This is a genomic window from Ornithinibacillus californiensis (assembly GCF_001038485.1).
GTDB classification, from domain to species: Bacteria; Bacillota; Bacilli; order Bacillales; family Amphibacillaceae; genus Ornithinibacillus; species Ornithinibacillus californiensis.
This window is the reverse complement of the sequence record NZ_LDUE01000030.1, coordinates 53,085-75,995: the sequence shown is the minus strand read 5'-3', so window position 1 is coordinate 75,995 and position 22,911 is coordinate 53,085. Positions and strand designations below refer to the sequence as shown.

Annotated in this window: 17 protein-coding genes; 3 read left to right on the top strand and 14 right to left on the bottom strand. The window is 36.6% G+C overall.

The window, feature by feature from the left end; genetic code table 11:
• Positions 1 to 205: 205 nt before the first annotated feature.
• Positions 206 to 1,852, top strand: a complete 1,647-nt coding sequence (locus TE34_RS07690) for a PucR family transcriptional regulator (RefSeq protein ID WP_047984236.1) — start codon at positions 206 to 208, stop codon at positions 1,850 to 1,852.
• Positions 1,853 to 2,184: 332 nt separating this feature from the next.
• Positions 2,185 to 3,606: a YfcC family protein gene (locus TE34_RS07685; RefSeq protein WP_047984235.1), complete on the top strand. Its 1,422-nt coding sequence runs from the start codon at positions 2,185 to 2,187 to the stop codon at positions 3,604 to 3,606.
• Positions 3,607 to 3,650: 44 nt separating this feature from the next.
• On the opposite strand, the gene arcC is transcribed toward TE34_RS07685, so the two are convergent.
• The 9 genes from arcC to TE34_RS07640 form a co-directional block, all read right to left on the bottom strand.
• The gene (gene arcC / locus TE34_RS07680; protein WP_047984234.1) at positions 3,651 to 4,589 is read right to left on the bottom strand and encodes a carbamate kinase; all 939 of its coding nucleotides are present in this window, start codon (positions 4,587 to 4,589) and stop codon (positions 3,651 to 3,653) included.
• Positions 4,590 to 5,378, bottom strand: a complete 789-nt coding sequence (locus tag TE34_RS07675; RefSeq protein WP_047984233.1) for a DUF2877 domain-containing protein — start codon at positions 5,376 to 5,378, stop codon at positions 4,590 to 4,592.
• A 121-nt stretch (positions 5,379 to 5,499) separates the two neighbouring features.
• Positions 5,500 to 6,765: a YlbE family protein gene (locus TE34_RS07670; RefSeq protein ID WP_047984232.1), complete on the bottom strand. Its 1,266-nt coding sequence runs from the start codon at positions 6,763 to 6,765 to the stop codon at positions 5,500 to 5,502.
• A gap of 281 nt (positions 6,766 to 7,046) precedes the next feature.
• Positions 7,047 to 8,804 carry an acyl-CoA synthetase FdrA gene (fdrA, locus tag TE34_RS07665; protein WP_047984231.1) on the bottom strand — a complete coding sequence of 586 codons (1,758 nt, stop codon included), beginning with the start codon at positions 8,802 to 8,804 and terminating at the stop codon, positions 7,047 to 7,049.
• A gap of 28 nt (positions 8,805 to 8,832) precedes the next feature.
• Positions 8,833 to 9,882, bottom strand: coding sequence for an ureidoglycolate dehydrogenase (allD, locus tag TE34_RS07660; RefSeq protein WP_047984230.1), 1,050 nt, complete (start codon positions 9,880 to 9,882; stop codon positions 8,833 to 8,835).
• A gap of 28 nt (positions 9,883 to 9,910) precedes the next feature.
• Entirely contained in the window at positions 9,911 to 10,960 is a 1,050-nt protein-coding gene (gene allD, locus TE34_RS07655; RefSeq protein WP_047984229.1) for an ureidoglycolate dehydrogenase, read from the bottom strand.
• A 48-nt stretch (positions 10,961 to 11,008) separates the two neighbouring features.
• Positions 11,009 to 11,782: a (S)-ureidoglycine aminohydrolase gene (gene allE / locus TE34_RS07650; protein ID WP_047984228.1), complete on the bottom strand. Its 774-nt coding sequence runs from the start codon at positions 11,780 to 11,782 to the stop codon at positions 11,009 to 11,011.
• A 23-nt stretch (positions 11,783 to 11,805) separates the two neighbouring features.
• Positions 11,806 to 13,038: an allantoate deiminase gene (gene allC / locus TE34_RS07645; protein ID WP_047984227.1), complete on the bottom strand. Its 1,233-nt coding sequence runs from the start codon at positions 13,036 to 13,038 to the stop codon at positions 11,806 to 11,808.
• A 436-nt stretch (positions 13,039 to 13,474) separates the two neighbouring features.
• Entirely contained in the window at positions 13,475 to 15,157 is a 1,683-nt protein-coding gene (locus TE34_RS07640; RefSeq protein WP_047984260.1) for a PucR family transcriptional regulator, read from the bottom strand.
• A 288-nt stretch (positions 15,158 to 15,445) separates the two neighbouring features.
• Here TE34_RS07640 and TE34_RS07635 point away from each other — a divergent pair, with 288 nt between their 5' ends.
• On the top strand, positions 15,446 to 16,774 hold the full coding sequence (locus TE34_RS07635) for an allantoinase (RefSeq protein ID WP_047984226.1): 1,329 nt from the start codon (positions 15,446 to 15,448) through the stop codon (positions 16,772 to 16,774).
• A 580-nt stretch (positions 16,775 to 17,354) separates the two neighbouring features.
• On the opposite strand, the gene TE34_RS07630 is transcribed toward TE34_RS07635, so the two are convergent.
• From TE34_RS07630 to TE34_RS07610, 5 genes are all read right to left on the bottom strand, one after another.
• Complete coding sequence (locus tag TE34_RS07630; protein WP_047984225.1) at positions 17,355 to 18,728, bottom strand: NCS1 family transporter; 1,374 nt, start codon at positions 18,726 to 18,728, stop codon at positions 17,355 to 17,357.
• 239 nt (positions 18,729 to 18,967) lie between these two features.
• Positions 18,968 to 20,326 (bottom strand): allantoinase AllB, encoded by a 1,359-nt coding sequence (allB, locus tag TE34_RS07625; RefSeq protein ID WP_047984224.1) that lies wholly within the window; start codon positions 20,324 to 20,326, stop codon positions 18,968 to 18,970.
• Positions 20,327 to 20,569: 243 nt separating this feature from the next.
• Positions 20,570 to 21,439, bottom strand: a complete 870-nt coding sequence (locus TE34_RS07620; RefSeq protein WP_047984223.1) for an alpha/beta hydrolase — start codon at positions 21,437 to 21,439, stop codon at positions 20,570 to 20,572.
• Between the two features lie 359 nt (positions 21,440 to 21,798).
• Positions 21,799 to 22,326: a chromate transporter gene (locus TE34_RS07615; RefSeq protein ID WP_047984222.1), complete on the bottom strand. Its 528-nt coding sequence runs from the start codon at positions 22,324 to 22,326 to the stop codon at positions 21,799 to 21,801.
• A complete protein-coding gene (locus TE34_RS07610; protein WP_047984221.1) occupies positions 22,323 to 22,880 on the bottom strand; it encodes a chromate transporter in 558 nt (185 codons plus the stop codon). The genes TE34_RS07615 and TE34_RS07610 overlap by 4 nt, the downstream gene beginning before the upstream one ends.
• Between the last annotated feature and the right edge of the window lie 31 nt (positions 22,881 to 22,911).

The following is a 22,911-nucleotide window of genomic DNA, read 5'->3' as shown; positions in this document are numbered from 1 at the left end:
TAATAATAAGAATTCCTAAATGAATAGGTATAAATAGGAAATGATAAATATAAGAAAAATGTCATACTTTCCAAAAAATATCATTTGCCAAAGTAGCTAATATTTCACCTCGATTTGTTCAAAGTGTATAATATAAGTAGGCTATAAATACTGCTTGGGCACTACACCAAGAACTACGTTAAACCTAACCAGGAGGTTATTTCTATTGAAAAAATTAAGTGAATTACTTGCCCAAGAAATTATGCAAGATGCAACTGTAATCGCAGGAAATGAAGGCTTAAATAGATTGGTCGAATCAGTAGAGACTTTAGATACACCTGATATGACTAAATTCGTTACCAACCACTCCCTATTATTAACTACTGGATTCTCTTTTAAGGATAACCCAAGTGGACTCTACGACCTCATTGAAGAATTGAATAAATCGAACTGTGCTGGAATTGGAATTAAATTAAATCGATTTATCCATGAGATACCAGCAGAGGTTATTGAACTTGCCAATAGATTAAACTTCCCAATCATCCATATTCCCAATACAAGTACGCTAACGGAGATTGGTCATTATTTATTGCAATTTCTCTGGGAAAATAAGATGGATGACCTTTTCGATGCTTATAAAGTACAAAAGAAATTTACAAACATGATGTTAAAAGGGGCTACACTTCAATCATTAATGGATCAGCTCGGACATCTTACAAATAGTCCTGTAATTTTATATAACCCAATTATTCACCCGCTAAATTGCTCAAAGGATTTTCGCCATCCTGATATGGAGGAATTAAAACAACAAGTTACCTCCCATTTACAAGACACTATTAGTTATAACGATTTGAAAGAAAGATATGTTTTAACCGAATTAAAAACTGATCAAAGACAAATAGAAATAACTGTCTTCCCAGTCCAAACTTCACATCCGTATCCTTATATGTTGGCTTTGTTAGATTTTGATCCGGAAGAAACTTCGCATACTGTAATCGAGCAAGCTTCAAATGTTATTTCGTCTACCATTGTGAAAAATGAAGCGGTCATGGAGAATGAACGAGTCGTAAAAAACAACTTCTTCAGCTCGTTGGTCGATGGCAATTTTCAATCACCGGAAGAAGTTATCCATCGTAGTAAGCATTATGGATTAAAAGTAGAGGAAAAATATGCATGCTTGGTTTGTAAATTAGATGAAGATCGAAGTACAAACATATTTGAAAAAGAGCAAAAGTTCAACAACCTCTCTCACTTTTTCTATGATTTATTCGATAATACTTTTTCGAAGCATCGGATAGAGCATATTATCTTTATGAAAAATGAATACTTTGTCATCATTCTTCAATTTCCCAAGGAATTTAATGAAACACTTAAAAAGTCTATCTCTGAAATCGTACAATCCTTCCAAAATCGAATGTACAAAGACTTTGAAACATCTATTTCCTTTGGGATAAGTAATTTTGTCAATGAAATTACGGAACTACCGGTTATCTATCGTGAAGCTGTTGATGCATTAGTGACAGGTACAGCTCTAAACCAGAAACAGATTATTAAGTTTTATCGTACGAAAGAATTAAAAGAATTATTACGATTAATCCCTGGGGATAATTTAAAGGATTTCTACAAAGAAACATTACGTTCCCTAGCTTTTCCTAAAACGAACGATGAAAAAGACCTAGTTAACACATTAAGTGTGTATTTGGACCATAACTGTGAAATTACAGAAACTTCTAAAATACTGTTTGTACACCGTAATACTGTTAAATATCGAATTGCAAAGTGTAAGAAGATTCTTCAGTACAACATTCATGATCCAGACAATTCGTTACGTCTGCGCACGGCATTACTTGTAAGGAACTTCTTTACAGAATAAGAGAAGTAAGATAAAGAGCACTTTATTTGGTGATAACCATTAATAAAGTGTTTTTTTTATTGTTCCAACATACCCCAAAAAACTTTCAAACTATCCGTTGCAAACTTCTTATATACTTCATTCAATTTGAACAAGTAATTTACAAATCTTTATCCAAAACGAACAGTGACACGTTTCCATCAATACTCTAATGTTATTGTATACGGTTACAAAAATTTTATATTCACAAAATATTCTACTACTCATAAAGGAAGGGGACTGTAACCGGCAGAAGGCTTTTGCAATTTATTTTTTTATTTGTCTAACTAGATTATCAAAATGGGGGATTACATATGTCACAACAAGTAGAAACAGGGCAGAAGAAGAAAAGTAAGTTTCAGATGCCACATATTTATGTTATTTTATTCCTATTTAGTGCTATTGCTGCAGTAGCAACTTATTTCGTTCCAGCTGGGGAGTATGAAAGAATACCTGGACCAGAGGGAAGAATAACGATTGATGCAACATCCTATACAGCAGTTGAACAAACTCCTGTAGGTCTGATTGATTTTCTTACCGTTATTCCAAGAGGATTAATTGATGCTGGTGAAGTAGTATTCTTTACATTCATCATTGGTGGTATGTTTATGGTACTACGTCAAACAGGAATTATTGAAATTGTTGTTGATAATTTATCACGAAAATTTGCTAATAAAAGTATCTTACTTATTCCTATTTTAACTACCGTATTTGCAGTTGTAGCTACACTGATCGGAACACCAGAGTTATCGCTCGTATACATACCAGTTATTTTACCACTTATGATAGCACTTGGTTATGATTCCATTGTCGCTGCAGCTATTGCACTTTGTGGTACAGTTGTTGGTTTTGCTGCAGGTGTATTAAATCCAATCAATACAGGTCTAGCTCAGAAAATCTCAGGAATTCCAGTATTTTCTGGAATGGGATTCCGTTTAATTATATTTATAGTAGCCGTATCATTAGCTGTATTATTCATCATGCGTTATGCAAATAAAGTAAAGCAAAACCCATTACACAGCTACGTTTATGATGATGACGTTGAAAAAAGAAAGCTTTATCAAGGTACGGAAACAGTAGAAAAGAGAACTGCGAATACTAGGCAAAAATTTGCTTCTATAGCAACACTTATTTTCTTTGGCATCTTAGTTTATGGTGTTATCGGTCATGGATGGTTTATGGTTGAGATGTCTGGACTATTTATCATCATGGGTATTGTAGTTGGTTTAATCGCAGGTCTCTCAACGACTGAAATTGCAGAGGGATTTAATAAAGGTTTCCGCGATGTATTAGTCGGTGCAATTATTGTCGGGGTAGCTAGAGCAGTTGCCGTTGTATTAGAAGATGGTCAAATTATGGATACCATTGTTTACAGCTTAGGTAATGTCGTAAACGATTTACCACCAATGCTTGGTGCTGTAGGTATGTATTTCATTCAATTACTAATTAATTTCGTTATTCCTTCTGGAAGTGGACAAGCATTGGTAACCATGCCAATTATGGCACCACTTGCTGACCTTATCGGAGTTACTAGACAAACAGCAGTACTTGCCTTCCAATTAGGTGATGGATTTGCACATATTCTATATCCAACATCAGGTTACTTTATGGCTGCATTAGTTATTGCTGGTGTACCTTATCAAAAATGGATTAAGTTCTTCCTACCATTATTTATTTTCTGGGCAGGCTTATCGATTGTATCACTGATTATTGCTCAAATTATTCAATGGACATAAATCAAAAAGAAACCACAGACTACTCTGCGGTTTCTTTTTTTACTTTATTTTGTGATTGAAGTACCTGATTTTCCTGCTAAAGCTTCAGCTGCTTTTTCAAGAGAACAGATAATAGCTCTTCCACCATGCTCAGCAAATGAAAGTGCACCTTCCATTTTAGGTCCCATACTTCCAGCTGCGAATTGTCCTTCATCCATATACTGTTTTGCTTCCGCTACAGTAATTTGTTCTAAAGCTTTTTGTTCTGGTTTACCGTAGTTTACATATACGTTTTCCACGTCAGTTAAAATCATGAATACATCTGCATTTACTTCTTTAGCAAGACGTAACCCACTGCGATCTTTATCGATTACCGCTTCTACACCTTCGTATTTCCCGTCTTCCTTTTGAATAACAGGGATACCGCCACCACCAGCAGCAATTGTAATTGTTCCAGCATCTGTTAGTGATTTAATTACATCAGAACCAAGAATAGAAACTGGTTGTGGAGATGGTACTAAACGACGATAGCCACGGCCAGCATCCTCACCAACTACCCAGCCTTTTTCTTTCGCTAATTGATTTGCTTCTTCTTCTGAGTAGAATACACCGATTGGCTTTTCAGGGTTTTGGAATGCAGAGTCGTTTTTATCAACAACTGTTTCAGTTAGAATACTAACAACTGTGTTATCTAAACCTAATTCACGTAATTCATTACGTAGTGTTTGTTCCATCATATATCCGATGAAACCTTGAGATTCTGCACTACATACGTCTAATGGGAATGGAGGTACAACATCTTTTGCTTCTTCATTTTGACGTAAAATGTTACCCACTTGTGGGCCATTACCATGAGTTACAACTACTTCATATCCTTGTTTTACGATTTGCGCAATAATATTTGTACACTTACGTACGTTTTCTAATTGAATCTCATATGTTGCTTCTTGTCCTGGTTGTAAAATCGCGTTTCCGCCTAATGCAATAACTACTTTTTCTGCCATTTACTTTATCCTCCTAATTGTCAACATTCCTAATAATATTCCAAATGATGAATCAACACCGGAACTATGTCCTACTTGAACTAAATCCGAAAAATGTTGTTTTAGTTCAGCACTTGCTTCAGTCAATAAATCGTTCATTATATGAACAATTACAGAACTAAACTTCCCGTTTAAAGCATATTGAAGATACTCTATACTTACATCTGTTGTAATAGGTTCTGCTTGTATTATTTCCTTTAACACATGAAGAAATGTTTGACTAAACATTCCTGAAACAGCATGTACTGCCAAAAGTCCGACTAAAATATCATCTCCTGAAGGCGTTAACCCTTTACCACGTCCTAAAAAGTAGCGAAGTGTTAGTTCGATAAACTCTTCATCTTCTGAAAAAACTGCCTTCATTAAATCAGATACTTTAATTGCGAGCTCTGTTTGTACTATTTCTTGGTTATTTAAGTAATAGAGTAAAAATTGATCCATATATAAATCGTCGATACCGATTGGCTCTCCGTTATCAATGCATAACGCTACAAATTGTTCAAATGAAGGGAAATTAACTTTTTCTGGTTTACATTTAGGTATAGAATTTACAAAAGGTGTACTTGTTTGTAAGTCTAGCTTCATCAATTTTTCCTTATTGGCAAAATACAAAGAAAAACCTTTCCAACACACTACTAGATCGTCTTTTACACATGCCATAAACTCATTAAGTGCATCTTCCTCCAAATGAATACCAAACGGTAGCCGGCCATTTTTGGTATTCCCTATAAAAATAAGGAATTTCCCCATCTTGATATTTACTCCGTTTTGAAAGATACTGTGCACTCGCCCTAAATTATTTTCAGAAAGAAGGAGAGGAAGATCAGAATGATGTTCCTCTCCATAAAAGATAAATTCCTTCATTGTTCTATTAGATAAGTCCTAATTTTTCAGCGTATGCTTCAATAGCTTTTTCAAAGCAAGCTAGTGGAGCGCGCACAGTACCAGCACCGATTTGTCCCAAACCAGCTTGTTTATGAGCAATACCAGTGTTGATAACTGGTTCAATTCCTGTTTCAACTACTTTTCTAGCGTCAATTCCTAGACATGCACCTTGGAAGTCCCAAGTTGGAATTGCCCAGTTAGGGTTTTGATCAATACAGATTTCTAACATTTCATTACTAGTTTTTAGAGCATCGTCAAATCCACCAGCACCTACGAAACGAGTAACACCAGGAGCTGCGATCATCGCAAATCCACCAACACCGATTGTTTCTGTGATTGCACTATCACCGATATCTGTGTTTGCATCTTCTTGAGAGTAGCCAGTAAAGAATAGACCTTGTGGTGTATTAACTGGAGCAGTAAACCATTGGTCGCCCATTCCACTGATACGAATACCGAAGTCTTTACCATTTCTACACATAGCAGTTACTACAGTACCATCTTGAACTTTTCTTGCTCCGTCCATAACTGCCTTACTTGCAGCCATCATAACATTTAAGAAGAATTGGTCTGTATCAGCTAAGAACTGTAAAACGTCTTGTTGATCCTTGTCGCTCAAGCCTTCAATTTGCACAATTAGTGGAGCTACTTCTTTTAAGAAAATAAGTGAAGCCGCAATATTACGTTGGTGGAATTCGTCACCCATTGTAATAGCTTTAGCGATCATAACGTTAAGGTTTAGACCGTCACCTTTAATTTTTAGTGCTTTAGATAATGTTGGTCCTAATACATCTCTCATCCAGATTAGACGATTAATAACTTCTTCAGAGAATGCACCGAAACGAAGTACTTTACCAATACCTTCGTTCATAATGCAGTAAGCTTCGTTACCTTCAGATCGGTTTTCAACAACGAATACTGGGAAGTTTGCAGTTGTGATACCACCCATTGGTCCAACTGCATTTACATGGTGGCAAGGAATGAATTCTACTTCACCATTTGCTAGCATGTTTCTAGCATCATCTTCGTTGTCAGCCCATTCTTCAAATAGTGCTGCACCAACACAAGAACCTTGCATTGGACCTGTCATGTCTTCCCACTTGATTGGTGGGCCAGCATGTAGGATAACTTTCCCGTTATTTAGTTCGCTAATTACAGATTTAGCAGGTACGACGTCTACTAAGAAAGGTTGTGAGCCGACGATTTTGTCTAGTACGGCGCGGTTTGCTTCATCAATTGTATTGTAGTTCATCTATTTTCTCTCCTTTTATATACAAAAATTCGTATGTGTATGAAGAGGATGGAACAAAACCATTTAACTTGAAAAATTACTAGTAACGTTTGGTACTGCACCTTACCCGCTCCGGAAATATACTTCGCTTTCCGCGGGCGGCTGGTGAGCCTCCTCAGAGCTAGCGCTCTTGTGGGGTCTCACCTAGGCCTATCCTCCCGCAGGAGTCTCCGTATATTTCCGGAGCTAGTAATGCGTATCATTCTATAGTCCCTAGTTCCATCCAATTCTTGTTTAAAATATTACTTAGAATAGCTGTTTAGTAAGTTAAGGATCTTGGCCATTCTTTCGTTTCCGCCTGCGACTGGTCTCCAGTCGTAGTGAACTACTCTTCCGCCGTATTTAACTACAGGTTCTGTGAAGCTCTTTAACCCGATGTTAACTACAACTGGTTTTGAGTTGATTAATTTATCTAATTCTGGTGAGATGCTTAGGTCTTCTTGTGCAACTTCACCTGTATATTCTACATGTTGTTTTTTCACGTCGTTTACAGTTAAACCAATGATGGATAAAGCTGTACGAACTGCTTGGTTGTTGCTATCACGTACAATAACACCAGCTTGTTCTAGTTTTTGACGTTGGTCTTGGTAGTCTTGTGGATCTTGTTCTGTTCCACATACTGTCGCTACAAAGTACACATTACGTCCTTTTGCTTCTACATTGCTCTTGATTCGTTGGATAGATGGTAATAAAGCACCAGCCATATCACTGTGAGAACCATATCCAAGTACAACATCAAATAGGACAACAGCAGTTGATTCATCATCAGCAGCTTTTTCCATGAAGTTTACACGTGTATCAGGATCAATCATTGGGTGAGGTTTACCTTGTGTGTAAATGTCATCCCCTAGGTCAGCAATTTCATGACCATTTGCTTGTAATAAGAATCCTTCAGCAGCTTTACCTTTTTCTAGGCTAAGTGCATCAGAAAGTAATGTTGCTGCTTCATATCCTAATGTTCCGCCAGAGTAAAATCCTTTAATAGAAGTTTGTTCCGGTGTTAATTGAACATTATCTACTGCAACATCAACGGCATTGTAATCTTCTTTAATTTCATTACCTTTCGCTAGGTCAACAGAGATTCTTGCAGTTTCTTCTAATGTATAAGCTTGGTATACATTTCCTTCGTGTTTTTCAGGTTTTTCACCTAAGAAGATTGTAACAACAGGTTTTGATAAGCTACGAAGCAATTGAACAACACGGTCACGTACTTCTTTTGCTGGTGGCTTAGAAATGATTGTAATCACTTCTGTAGGGTTATGGTTTTCTAATGCTTTAATTGCGTCCATCATCGTAATCGCACCAATCTTATCAGAAAGGTCACGTCCACCAGTACCTAGTGCATGAACAACTCCTCCGCCTAGACGATCGATGATTGTTGTTACTTCTTGGATTCCTGTACCAGAAGCACCTACAATACCGATGTTTCCTTCTTTTACAACGTTTGTGAATGCGATTGGAATACCAGAAATTACGCCAGTACCACAGTCAGGTCCCATAACAAGTAGGCCTTTATCATGTGCTTTTTCTTTTAGGCGGCGTTCGTCTTCAAAAGAAACGTTATCAGAGAACATGAATACGTTTAAGCCATTGTCTAGCGCTTTATCTGCTTCATTTGCAGCGTACTGACCAGCCACAGAAATAACAGCTAGGTTTGCATCTGGCATTGTTTTCATTGCTTTGTCAAATGTACGAACTGTTTCGAAGTCATTTCCGCTTTTTGAGATAGCTTGGTTGTTAAGATATTCATCAACAGCAGCTAACACTTCATCAACTTTTTCTTCATTATCTGTATCTAAAACGATACACATATCATTAGCACCTGCATCTGCTAATTCATCTGTATATAATCCAGCAGCACTAAGAATATCTTTGTTTGCTGGTGTACCCATCATTACTTGAATTTTTTCTACACCTTCAATTACGGATACCGCGTTTGTTAATAACATTAAGTTTACGGAATCTTGATACGAGTTTTTCTTAATAATCGTATGAAGCATATTTGTTCACTCCTCAAATTTGGTTTATCTATTTTGCAAATGGATCTTTATTATCATAGGAATTATGATGAATGACGTCAGATTGAAGATATTCAACAATATCATCTAAAATTTCAATTCCATTCTTCTCATTTTCCTGTTCTCTCATTGCACTGCGTTGCCCAGGGTAGGATACTTCTTTGAATCCTGGAGCTGGTTTAATATTGTTTAAATCATTCATAGAATTAGTCAAGCTTTCTTTAAACACCTTTAGACCTGCAAAGTACTCAGGGTTAATCACGATGTGTAGTTGACCGAGATTTCTATATTCCGTTAAGTCTTCATACATAGAAGATACTTTATTGCCGTATGGCAGTCCTAACAGAACACCAGATAAAATATCAACCATCATCATCAAACCATATCCTTTTGGACCTGCAATTGGTAATAGCGCATTTACTTTAAATGGGTCTGTAGTTGGGTTTCCATCTTTATCCACTGCCCATGTATCTGGAATCGATTCATTTCTCGAACGTTTATCTAGGATTTTACCCCAGGCTTGTACAGTTGTAGCCATGTCAAACGTTACTAACTCGTTATCTTTCCCACGGCAAGCAAACGCAATTGGATTGGTTCCATAATAAGGCTCTGCTCCACCAAACGGTACAACCATGGGATCCGATTGACAAACAGAAATACCGATCAAATCCTCTTCGGCTGCCTGTTGGACAAAGTACGAAAGAGCACCACTATGGCTCATTTTCTTTGCTCCAACGATAGCGACCCCATTTTCCTTAGCCATGGCAATTGCTTCTTCCATGGACTTTTTCGCAACGACATGTCCTACACCATTGTCACCATCAAATATGGCAGTAGTTGGTCCTGTTTTTTCAAAGGTAAAATTCGGATCGGTATTGATTCCACCTTTATCAATACGTTCTGCATAATACTCAACGCGCATTGCTCCATGCGAGTGATATCCACGAATATCCGCATGAACCAGTACATCTGCAACAATATCTGCATGTTCTTCGGTTAGACCGGCACGATGCAATTTATTCTGAATCAGCTTGTGAAGCTCTTGCTTTTGTACTTTCATGGCTTGAACCTCCTAGTTTCATAGACAATTATTTAGCAAATGGATCTTTGTTATCGTATTGATTGTTATGAACAACATCGGATTTTAGGTATTCGAGGATATCATCAACAATCTCTATACCATCACGCTCGTATTTTTCTTGTTGAATATCATTTGGTTGACCTGGGTATAATACTTGGTCAAAACCTGGTGCTGGTTTAATTTCGTTTAATTCTTTCATTGTTGCAGTAATCTTTTCTAAGAAACCATCCAAATTCGTAAAGAATGCTGGATTGATAACAACATGAAGTTGACCTAGCTTACGGTATGCAGTTAGATCTTCATACATGGAAGTTACTTTGTTTCCGTATGGAAGACCTAACAGAATACCAGAAAGAATATCAACCATCATCATTAATCCATATCCTTTTGGACCAGAGATAGGTAGTAAAGCTTTTACTTTATATGGATCCGTTGTAGGTGCACCATTCTCATCTACTGCCCAAGTATCTGGAATAGATTCGTTTTTCGAACGTGCATGAAGGATTTTACCCCATGCTTGAACGGTTGTAGCCATATCAACAATAATCTTTTCTCCTGTACTACTTGGCGCACTGAATGCAATTGGGTTCGTACCATAATAAGGTTCTGCACCACCAAATGGAACAACCATTGGGTCAGACTGACATACAGAAATACCAATCATTTTGGCATCTGCTGCTTGGTTAACGAAGTAAGATAATGCCCCACTGTGGCTAATGTTTCTTACACCAACAACAGCAATACCATTTTCTTTCGCCATTTCAATAGCTTCTTCCATCGCCTTTTTAGCCATATAATGTCCGACACCATTGTCCCCGTCATAAACAGCTGTACTTGGTCCTGTTTTTTCAAAGTTAATATTCGGTTCAAGGTTAATGCCACCCTTAGCAATACGTTCCGCGTAGTATTCTACACGCATTGCACCATGTGAATGGATGCCTCGTAAATCAGCATGAACAAGGACGTCAGCTACAACATCTGCTTGTTCTTCTGGTAATCCTGCTTTATGAAGTTTTGTTTTCATAAGGTCTTTTAGTTCTTCTTTGGTTACTCTCATTTCGACACCTCACGCTTTAGTAATATATTTTTCCAAATGTCTAGTGCCTTATTTCTTCAGGTCCGCATCGCGGTTACAGTCTTTAGAATAAACGTAAGAAAGTTTTTCTCTACCTACTGCATAGCATGCTTGTTGTACGTATGGTCCCATGAAAATGTAATCATTTTTCTTAACTGGAATCCATTCGTTATCTAAGTTGTATATACCTTCACCAGATAGTAAGTATGCACCATGTTCTTGAACATGTGTTTCAATAAATGGATGACATGCACCTGGGTCGAACGTTAAGATATGGAAGTTCATATCAAAGGCAAAGTCAGTTGGTAGTAAGTCTTGTATGCGCATTTCCTTGATGCCGTCATATTCAACTTCAGGAATATCATTTGCATTTCCAGTTACTAACCAAGGCTTAGAAACACCTTCTAATGGTTTGTATGTTTGTTTGTAAAGGAAGATCTTAGAATCACCTTTCTCAAGGTTTTCCATAAACATTTTAGTTCCTGGAGGGCAATAAATGTATCCTCCTTGCGTTAGTGTGTGGTCTTCTTCGTTCGTAGATACTTTTACTTTTCCATCTACTACGTAAAGGAATGTTTCCACATCTTCTTCCCCACCGAATCCACGAGTGTTTTTTCCACCTTCATACATCGTGATAATGTAATCCACAAAGCTTGCACCTAAACGTGGTGAACCTAAGATGGATACATAGCAGTTCTCAAATCCTGGAACACTGTTATTTACTAGTCCTTCTGGAGCAATTAACGCATATAAACCATGTTTAATAATTGAACGTGATTGTAGTAAATCTTTTGGATATCCCATATTTCATCTCTCCTACTATTTTTTTATTCTTTATAAGCTAATTCGTATAAAGCACCCATTAATGCTTTAACACCTTCAGCCAAATCATGCGGCTCAGTGTATTCTGCTGGGTTATGACTTATACCATCACGACTTGGTACAAAAAGCATTGCCGTTGGTACTCGTGGCGCAAATATTTGTGAGTCATGTCCTGCTCCACTATGCATTACTCTGTAGTTCAACCCATTTTCGTCACAGCTATTTTCAATTAACTTTACAATTTTTTCATCCATTGGAACTGGATCTTCATCCATCCACATGTCGATGTTAATTTCGACACCATGTTCGCTTGCTAATGTATTTAACTTTTCCTTTACTACATCAGTAAACTCAACTAGAACGGATTTTTCTGTATGACGTATGTCCATGGTGAACATTGCTTTACCAGGTACAACATTAACTACGTTAGGAACAACATCGACCTTTCCAACTGTTGTTACTAGTGGATCACCATATTTTTTAGCTTCTGAAATAATTTCATATATCATTTGACTGGCAGCAAAAACAGCATCTTTACGATATCCCATTGGCGTTGTTCCAGCGTGGTTTGCTTGGCCAGTGATTTCAACATTAAATCTTCTTTGGCCAACAATACTAGTTACAACCCCAACTGATTTCTTCTCAGCTTCTAGTACGCCACCTTGTTCATTATGAATCTCAACAAATGCTTTGATATCTTCTCGCATACCTTTGTTGTCATCACGGAAATCAAAGCCACATTCTCTCATTGCTTCTACAAAAGGAACACCATTTGCATCTTTGATATTTTCAACATCTTCTCGTTTTGCAATTCCAACTACATTTTTAGAACCCCAAAACGCATAAGGGAAACGGCTACCTTCTTCTTCCGCCATCGAAATCACTTCGATATTACGCAGGGGCTCGCCATGTTTTTCTTTTAAATATTTAATTGCTAGAAATGCAGCTACGATACCTAATTGTCCATCATAATATCCAGCATTTCCTACTGTATCTACGTGGGATCCAGATAGAATTGTTTCATTCGGGTATTTAGATCCTTTTAACGTTCCAAACAAGTTTCCGATCTCATCATAATGTACTTCTAAGCCTTCATTCTTCATTTCCTGCTCTAAGTATTTTTGTGCAGCTAACCATTCTTTGGAATAAAGAAATCGTGAAATTCCACCTGCAGGATCTTTACCGTGAGAACCGAGTGTTTCTAACATACTCGTGATATCTTTTTCTAAATCTTTCACTGTAATCCTTCCTTTCAAAACCTTTTAGTCCTTATTGAATAAGGTGCACTATTTAAATAAAACCATTCTATTGAAATAGAAGATATGTTATGTAATCTTTTGATAAACTCTCATTCACTCTTCCATTTTTTGAATGTAGTTTTTTCATATGGAAACAAGGAGTATTTTAATACTCTCCTATCTGCCAAACAAATCTATTGTAATCCTTTGCACAATCAACTACTATACAAACTCGGGATAAAGATTCAATATTTTTTTATCCATAAAAGATAAAAATATAAAAACGAATGGTGTTATTGATATATTTCATTAGCGAAAACAGCAAATGAGGAATAATGGGAAAATTATTATAGATTGTTTATATGTGGGAATTTAGTGAAGAAACAACTTTTTATAACCAAAAAGAATCCCAAAACATAGGAGTTTTGGGATTTCATTATGATTTTTCTTGTTTATTCATGACATCTAATATTTTAAAACCTAACTGAACGGAAAGAATTTCTTCTGAATCATCAAAATCGATACCAGTAATCTCTTTTATACGTTCTATCCGGTAGGTTACAGTTTTATAATGTACAAAAAGTGCTTGGGCAGTCTTTGATGCATTTTGACTAGTTTGTAGAAAGACTTTTAAAGTTTCCAATAAATCATTTCTAACTGCATGATCATAATCTAAAAGTTTCTGAAGCGATTGTGGAACAAAATTAGTGAGTACAGAAACATCCTTTAATTGATATAACAAGCGATACACACCTAATTCATTGAAACTAATTGCAAAATCACCTTGATTATACAATTGACCAAGTTTTAATGAATCCTGTGCTTCTTGATATGTCTGTGATAAATCCAGCGCATTTTGGGCAATATTTCCAATACCTACTTGTACAGCTAAGTTCTCATTATATTTCTTAAACTTTTGCTGAATATGATCCAAGGATGTTTTTATCTGGTTTAACCAGTCGCGATCATTTTCATCCTTTTGAAGCACTTTCCATAATACAATAATGACATCGCTTCGTTCACGAATAATGGCATCTCTTTGATAAAACTCAATGGTTTGTCTTAGGTATTTATTATGCCGTTGTTGCTGTTTGTGACTTGTAAGCTTCTCTCCATCCTCATCTCCATGATAATCACCCTCCAAATGAAATAGAAGAGCGACATACTGACTATCTAAATTAAAGTCAATCACATTTGCTCGATCACGAAGCGGGTGAAGCGACTGCGTTTTCCCAGCTAGTAAATCATCGAGAAGATCATCTTTAAACTTTTGTTCCACTTCAGCAATTGCAAACTTTTTCACAAGACCTAAAGACAAGGAAGTTGCCGCATTTTCGATAGCAATAAAATCAAATGATGTTATCTTTTTATTCAATTCACTGATGATGAGATACATTTTAATATGATTAATTGTTTCGACCGTTACAACGATTTGCTCGGACTTCTGTTCCTGAATCCCCGGAAAGACCACGCTTTGCCGGTAGAAAGGAAACTTTGTATCGGTTATTTCTTCCTTCCTATTTATACGCTCCATTCCATAAAATAAAGAAATAGAATTATTCGTTGTTGCAAAACATCGAAAATCACGATCATATAAAGCAACCGGATTCCCGATTAACGCTTCCAATGTCTCAATTATTTTGTCTTCCCCTTCATCTGCCAATGACAAAGCAGTGAAACGGTCGTGGACTTCTTTATAATATTCAAGTTTCCTTACCTTATCATTAAATAATTCTTCCATGACAGGGTACATGATATCGATAAAAGCAACATCTTTAGAAATTTGGATGATAGGAATTCCATGTTGTTCACTAGCTTTCATAATAAAAGATGGAACTTCGGAAAATACCTTTTGTATTTTTATAATTAGGGCACTTACCTTCTTTCCCGACAACCGAGCCATCCACTCATTAATCGCTTCAATCGTAAGGCCTCGAATAGGATATAGACTCGTTAGAAGTAGTTCCCCACCTTTTAACCAATCCGCAATATCCGGGGAGTCTACTACTGTAATACCAGTAATTATATTATTTAAGCCACTACTGTCACCCAGATAAGTAGCATCTTTTAATATATCTTTTTTTAATAAATCCTTAACGCGATATTCGACTTTAAACACCTCCAAATAAGAATTTCATGTAAGAGGTATCATAATCCCCTATTTCATTAACAACTTCTATTATAACAATTTAAATCACTTAGGTATAAGTAATAGTTTCTAGCCATACTAAGACTATGTGAATATTGTTCATACCGTCAAAAGGTTTTGATTTTTTTTAGTTAAAGCGAACAATGACGAATGTTTTTTTTATATTTACAATAAGGATGGAAGTATTTGGTTTTAACTTCTATCCTTACCCCTTAAGTTAGTCATTCTATTATACACATCAAAATAGGAGGGAATATAATGAGTACATATGATTTAATTATCCGAAATGGACAAGTTGTTACGCCAGAATCTACCTTTCAATCTGATATTGCAGTGAAAGATGGTAAAATTCAAAAGGTAGCTAGTAATATTGAAGGCACAGCGAACAAAGAAATTGATGCCAAAGGTTTGCACGTGCTACCTGGCGTTATTGATACACACGTTCACTTCAATGAACCAGGTCGTGCAGAATGGGAAGGTCTTGCTACTGGGAGCAGAAGTCTTGCAAAAGGTGGAGCAACTTCTTTCTTCGATATGCCATTAAACAGTACACCACCTGTTATTAATAAAGAAAATCTAAAAAACAAAAGTGATTTAGCTGATATGAAATCAGTCGTTAATCCGTATTACTGGGGTGGCTTAGTTCCAGAAAATATCAACCAATTAAAGGAACTTCATGATAATGGCGTTATTGGTTTTAAAGCATTCATGTCCCCTAGCGGCATTGAAGACTTTAACAACGCTGATGACGAAACGCTATATAAAGGAATGAAGGAAATTGCTTCATTTAATTCCATACTTGCTGTACATGCCGAGAGTACTGTTATTTGTGATCAATTAGCAAAGGAAAAAATTGCACAAGGCCAGACTACCGCACGTGACTTTGTTGAATCTCGACCAATTATTTCTGAAATTGAGGCTGTTCGTAGAATCATTTCTTATGCAGAAGCAACTGGTTGTAAATTACATGTGGTTCATGCAAGTAGCCGTAAAGTAACTAATCTAATTAATGAAGCGAAAAAGCGTGGCGTCAACGCATCTGTTGAAACGTGTGCACATTATTTAGCACTTACTGTAAAAGATTTAGAAGAAAAAGGCGGACTAGCAAAATGTGCTCCACCACTAAGAGATAGTGAAGAAGTAGAGGAATTGTGGGTAGCTCTAGCCAATGGTGAAATTGACATGATTGCTTCAGACCACTCACCAGCACCTGCTGATATGAAAACTGTAACAGATAACTACTTTGAAGGTTGGGGCGGAATTTCCGGTGCACAATCCACCTTAAACGTCTTGTTAACAGAAGGATATCATAAACGTAACCTACCATTAGAAAAGATCGTAGAAGTAACAGCAGTAAATCCTGCAAAACGCTTTGGTCTAGAAAATAAAGGATCTCTTGTTGAAGGCTTTGATGCTGATGTTACATTAGTAAACCTAAACGAAAGCTTCGAATTACAAGCAGAAGACCTATTATATCGTCACCAACACTCACCATACGTTGGTAAAACATTCAAAGGAAATGTAAAAACAACAATAGTTAATGGGACAGTAGTGTATGACAATGGTGAGATTGTAGTTGGTCAATAGTTTTATAAATCAGGCACATTCTATGGAGTGTACCTGATTTTTTTAATTGATAGCTCATTTTATTATAGGAGTTGGGCTGAATGCTGAATGGGAATTTGTCATTATTCATTTTAACCAAATTTTAGGAACAAGTTGATGAATGAAGGGGTTTTATTATTCATTTCTTACTATTTTTACACACGAAATGACAATTGAGGAGTTCCTATTATTCATTTAATCTAAATTCACACTCGAAATGATGAATGAGGAGTTACTATTATTCATTTTAACCTAATTTTACATACGAAATGACAAATGAAGAGTTTCTATTATTCATTTTAATCTAATTTTACATACGAAATGACAAATGAAGAGTTTCAATTATTCATTTTAATCTTATTTTACACTCGAAATGCTCAATGAGGTGCTCCTATTATTCATTTTAACCTAATTTTACACTTGAAATGACAAATGAAGAGTTTCAATTATTCATTTTAATCTTATTTTACACACGAAATGATGAATGAGGAGCTCTTACATTTCAACCTGAATCCATATAATATAAAAGCCTGGATGAAAACTCATCCAGGCTTCAATAAACTTATTTTTCTTCAAAAATTGTATCTTTCTTGAAACGAGAGCCTTTGAAAGCAAACTTCGTAACCAAGTAGTATAGAATTCCAGCTACTACAAATCCGATGATCCAAGCTAGGTCAACTTTAACGAACGCTGCAGCCGCACCACCAAATAATGCGATTAGAGCGGCAGGATTCCAACCAGCAAATTGTCCATCTTTCTTGTATAGTTCTTCAACTTTCACTTTTTGCTTTCTAAATACATAGTACTCAAGAAGCAAGATAGCTACGATTGGACCTAAGAATGCAGAATAGATCAGTACGAACATATCTAGACCGTGTGCTGATTCATCTTGAACTAATAACCAAGGGAATGAAACCATTGCAAGTAACCCAGTGATTGTTACTGCGATTTTGTAATTTAGTTTTGTGAATAACTGAATAACATAAGTTGGTGAAACAATGTTAGCAACCATATTAACTGCAATTACACCAAATACGATGAATGCCGATACAAATAGTGTTGCATATTGGTTATCAAGTAATGCCGGTAATGCTAGTGCAGGGTTTACATATCCTGTAACAACCGCAAGCATGGCACCTACTATTAGAACAGAACCATAAGCTAATGTAATTGGTCCGAAATACAAGAATCCACGTTTTTTGTCACTAATACCTGTTTTTAATTCGCGAGAGTAGTCAGCAGCACTTAAGAAAATCGCTGCATAGTTACCCATGAATACCATAACAAATCCAAAGAATTCTAGACCCCAAGTTCCTTCTGCTTTAACCCAATTATTAACAATTTCTCCACTATAATCTTTAACTAAGATTACAAATACAACTGCTACTATTAGCATAAGGACAACAGATGCTACTGTTTCTACCCACTTAATAGCATGGAAGCCTTTCATAGAAATAACAATTTGTACAAGTAGTAATACAACGAAACTTACCGCAACATTATCAAAATCAAATAGTATCTTAGTGATTTCGTTTAATGCGGTACCACCAATCCAACTTTGAATACCATACCAGATAATGGCAGGTACACCACGTAGAAGAGATGAAATGATTGTTCCTTTATCACCAAAGGACATTTTTAATTGTACTACATAAGGAATTCCTGTTCTGTATCCCGCTCTATCATTTAATGCAAAAATAAGTGAAATAATTCCGATTGCAAGAACGGATGCAGCAATAGTTTGCCACATGTTTAGTGTCGCTACACCTACCGCAATAACACTCATACCAAGTGTCATATTACCCATGTTTACACCGTCTCCGACCCACATGGACATGTAGCCAAATGTACCCATTGTTCTGTCTTTATCTTCAGTTGGCCTTAGCGAATCGCCTTCTGCAGCCGCAACTTGTTTCTTTTCTTCTTTGTTCGACATTTTACAACTCTCTCCCTTGTTGCTAATCTGTTGTTTTAACTATTGATATGATAGGCATATCAATCATTCCTATCACATTATAAGCGCTTCCAGATAGCATGTCATTGTTAGTTTTATACAAATGTTTTCGACAACGTTTAGCTAAAATAGACATATTTAGCGCAAAGGTATTCCTTTTGAGTCGGAAAGCCCTTTTCATCCTTTCGAAACAGGACTTTCCGCTCTATGTTTCCTATTACTTATTTAGTAATTAGTTTACCAATTGGTTGTCCAACTATACCTTGTTCTACGTCAAATACGACATGTCCACGTACAATTGTTTTCGTTACACGACAATCAATTTTTCTACCTTCATAGGCACTATGTTTATTTTTATAGTAAAGATCTTCACGTTTAACGGTATAAGATTGGTTAGGATCTACTAGGATGATATCCGCATCTTTAGATACAGAAATCTCACCTTTATTTGGCATGTTAAAACGATCTGCTGGTGTTGTAGCAATTAATTCAGCGAATCGATTAACAGATAATCCACGCTGCTTAACAGCTAAATCAAACATCAAATCAACATTATTTTGTGCTCCACTAATTCCACCCCAAGCTTCAAATAGATTGTCTGCTTGTAGTTTTAAATCTTCTGTACATGGAGAGTGGTCAGAGGTTAACCAGTCAATATTCCCGTTTAACAATTCTTCCCAAAGCTTTTCTTGTACAGGTTTCTTTCTTAGTGGTGGTTGACATTTCGCATATGCACCAATTTCCTCCACATCTTCCGCACTCATCGAGAAATAGTGAGGACAAGATTCAACGGTTACGTCAACACCTTCCGCACGTGCTTTTAGGATAGCTTGTACAGCTTCCGATGTGCTTATGTGTACGATGTGTAATTTACAACCGGTTTCTTTTGCTAATAAGAGTGCCTTTTGTACAGCTTCCACTTCAGCAATAACAGGACGTGCATCTGGATAATCCATTGCAGATGTTTTTCCTTCACGAATGAATTCCGCTTCCAGCTTACTTGTAATGTCTGCATTTTCAGCATGTAGACATAGAATTTGATCTAATTCTGCCAGTTTTTGCATTCCTTTATAGAGCGTATAATCATCCACATTAGTGAAATCACCTGGGATATCACTACCAGCATTGGATAAGAATGCTTTAAATGCCAAAACACCTGCATCCGACAATTCTTCAAGTTTATCCAAATTATCAGGGACTAGTCCTCCATAGAAAGCATAGTCGACATAGTTTTGTGTTTTCGCTGCATCCAGTTTAAGATCTAGAGCTTCTTTGTTAACAGTTGCTGGAAGAGCGTTTAATGGCATTTCTACATAGCTAGTTGTTCCACCTGCTGCAAGTGCCTTCGATCCTGTTTCAAAACCTTCCCATTCTGTACGACCAGGTTCACTAATGTGAACATGTGTATCGATCATACCTGGCATCACATATTGACCTGAGGCATCAATTACTTCATTTGCTTCATCGGTTATTTGTTCTGCAATGCAAGTAATTTTTTCATTCTTAATACCAATATCAACTTTTTTGACTCCATCGCGTAATACGACGTTACCATTCTTAATAATGATATCGAACATTATAATTTCCTCCTTTTATATAACGAAACTACGTAAATAGACGATCGATTAACTGTATGTAACTAGGGTATCTTCTGGAAACTTTTTTCTTCAGAAAAGGGCTTTCAGAAGCACAGGTTACATTATAAAACTAACCTAGGAACAAAGTCTTTAGTTCATTTGAACAAAAAATAAAGAAATAGATGTAATTATTGAACAAGAAAAAGATAGAGTATCATTAAGATACTCTATCTAATATGACGAATTTTATGCTAATTTGTCTTTTAAAAAGGCAACAATATCTTCAAATGCTTTTTGAACAATTGGATCCTCCCAATGCTCATCAAAAACATGATCTCCACCTTTAATGGTGATAAGTTCACTTTCCACACTGTTTTCTTTAAGCTTTTCGTTCATTTTTACTGATTCTTCATATGGTACATCCGTATCACTATCCCCATGCAATAATAATGTAGGTGGATAGTCAGTTCCTGCTTGATAGAACGGACACAAGGACTGGATTTCGTTCTTTTGCATATATGGATTCAATCCTGTTGCTTCCTGTAACCAAGCTCCTTGCTGTCGACAGTATAGATAAATGGCATATCTCCTCTCGATCGGACCTTCTGATAGAGGTTGAGATGATAATAATTTATATGCTAAATCCTTTGGTACTTTTGGCTTTTGAAGGAAATAAGCACTTGGTTTTAAATACCAGTCGCCAGTGATATCCCCATATCCGTATAACGAAACAATTGCTCTTGGTTTCCTTGGTAACAGTCCTGTTAGGAGTGCAAGATACCCTCCTGCCGAGCTTCCCATTACGGCAATTTTACTTTTATCAATATTAAATTGCTCGTTTCCTTGTTCTTCCAACCATTTCAAAGCATCTTCAATATCTTTTTTTATTTCATTTACCTTTGTTTCTGGTGCTAAACGATAGTCAATGGTAAAAACATTAAAGCCTGCTTGATTAAAATATTCGATTTGTTTTTCTGGTATATCCGTTCGTGAACCCCAAATTAGTCCACCACCATGTATATATACGATCACTGGTGAGTTGGGTTTATTTGTTGGATGAAAATCACCTTTTACATTGCAATTTTCTACTGATTTATAGACGATTGTAGTTTTCATAGTTGTATTATTCACTGTCCCTGTAAAATTAAATTTTAGGCTAGTTAATTATATAAAGAAATTCACATAAAATATATACTCGGAGCAGCCAGTATACACGAAGACTCCAGCGGGAGGATAGGCCTAGGTGAGACCCCGTGATGCACCTGCGTCTGCTAGTATCGCTTCGAGGTGTGCTTCCTCGGTGCAAGGCTGCAAAGATGCTTATCCAAGTAGTAGCCTGGCTCACCAGCCGCCCGCGGCAAGGTAGACACTGCGAGGTCTTTTCGAGCAGATGTCGCCCCTGTACTGGAAGTGAAAGCGAAGTGTATACTGGCTGCGGACCTGGATAGACAACACATTTTTTTATCAGCCTATTATTATAAAAAGAAACCTCCATAAACGAATGCTCCTGCGATGACGAATGCTGGGTGAACTTTGAATCGTTCGATTAAGAAATAGCTGCTTACTGAAAGGATAAGCGTTTGGATGATACCGATATTGGTATAAGACTCAAAGAAAAATCGATAGGCCATTAATCCTAATAATATGGCGATAACTGGGCGAACAAACATCGTCAGTCTCTTTACTTTTGGTGAATCTTTATATTTATAGAGAATTCCCAACAAGAATACCATCAAAATAAGTGAAGGTGCAACCGTTGCAAACACACCGATAAATGCACCTAATATGCCACCTTCGCTATATCCAATAAACCCAGCCATTTTCGTTGCAATCGGACCTGGTAGCGAGTTAGCGAGTGCTAACACTTCACTAAACTCTTGAACAGTCATCCACTCATACCGTTTAACAACTTCATTCTCTACTAATGGAATCGAAGCAGGACCTCCTCCATAGCCAAGTATTCCAGGAATAAAAAACGCTAAAAATATTTCCCAATACTTCATGAGGAACTCCCTTCTTTCACCTTATCACGTTTCAACAATGCAATTAATAGTAAAACACCAATAATAATTCCGGGGTGAACATTCAATAATGATAATAAACCAAAAATGACGATAGACATAATAACAGTTGTTAGCCAGCCCATTCCTTTGACTGCTTTTTGAAAAAATTGGATTGTTAACACGAGGAGCATAACACCGACTACTGGGATTACGGCTGCTGTCATCCCTTTCACCCAATCAAATTCCTTGATAGAGGATAAAGAAGTTAATAATACAATCATTAATATAATTGTAGGCAATACCGTAGCAAGTACCGCATTTATTAGTCCAATTATTCCTGCGACTCGGTATCCAATATAGCCTGCTAATTTTGTTGCGATTGGACCAGGTAGTGTATTCCCTAACGCTACTAAATCACCGAACTCCTCATCCGTCATCCATTTATATTTATCAACAACTTCTTTATGGACCAGAGGAATGGACGATGGTCCACCCCCATATCCAAATATTCCGACTCGAAAAAACGCAATAAATAAATTCCATTGATTTTTCATATAGTAAACTTACCTCTCAACTAGTAATTCA

Excerpts from the sequence above, each read along its gene's own strand:
- TE34_RS07685 (WP_047984235.1), top strand. The coding sequence starts at position 2,185 with ATGTCACAACAAGTAGAAACAGGGCAGAAGAAGAAAAGTAAGTTTCAG.
- arcC (WP_047984234.1), bottom strand. The coding sequence starts at position 4,589 with ATGGCAGAAAAAGTAGTTATTGCATTAGGCGGAAACGCGATTTTACAA.
- TE34_RS07675 (WP_047984233.1), bottom strand. The coding sequence starts at position 5,378 with ATGGGGAAATTCCTTATTTTTATAGGGAATACCAAAAATGGCCGGCTA.
- TE34_RS07670 (WP_047984232.1), bottom strand. The coding sequence starts at position 6,765 with ATGAACTACAATACAATTGATGAAGCAAACCGCGCCGTACTAGACAAA.
- fdrA (WP_047984231.1), bottom strand. The coding sequence starts at position 8,804 with ATGCTTCATACGATTATTAAGAAAAACTCGTATCAAGATTCCGTAAAC.
- allD (WP_047984230.1), bottom strand. The coding sequence starts at position 9,882 with ATGAAAGTACAAAAGCAAGAGCTTCACAAGCTGATTCAGAATAAATTG.
- allD (WP_047984229.1), bottom strand. The coding sequence starts at position 10,960 with ATGAGAGTAACCAAAGAAGAACTAAAAGACCTTATGAAAACAAAACTT.
- allE (WP_047984228.1), bottom strand. The coding sequence starts at position 11,782 with ATGGGATATCCAAAAGATTTACTACAATCACGTTCAATTATTAAACAT.
- TE34_RS07635 (WP_047984226.1), top strand. The coding sequence starts at position 15,446 with ATGAGTACATATGATTTAATTATCCGAAATGGACAAGTTGTTACGCCA.
- TE34_RS07630 (WP_047984225.1), bottom strand. The coding sequence starts at position 18,728 with ATGTCGAACAAAGAAGAAAAGAAACAAGTTGCGGCTGCAGAAGGCGAT.
- TE34_RS07620 (WP_047984223.1), bottom strand. The coding sequence starts at position 21,439 with ATGAAAACTACAATCGTCTATAAATCAGTAGAAAATTGCAATGTAAAA.
- TE34_RS07615 (WP_047984222.1), bottom strand. The coding sequence starts at position 22,326 with ATGAAGTATTGGGAAATATTTTTAGCGTTTTTTATTCCTGGAATACTT.
- TE34_RS07610 (WP_047984221.1), bottom strand. The coding sequence starts at position 22,880 with ATGAAAAATCAATGGAATTTATTTATTGCGTTTTTTCGAGTCGGAATA.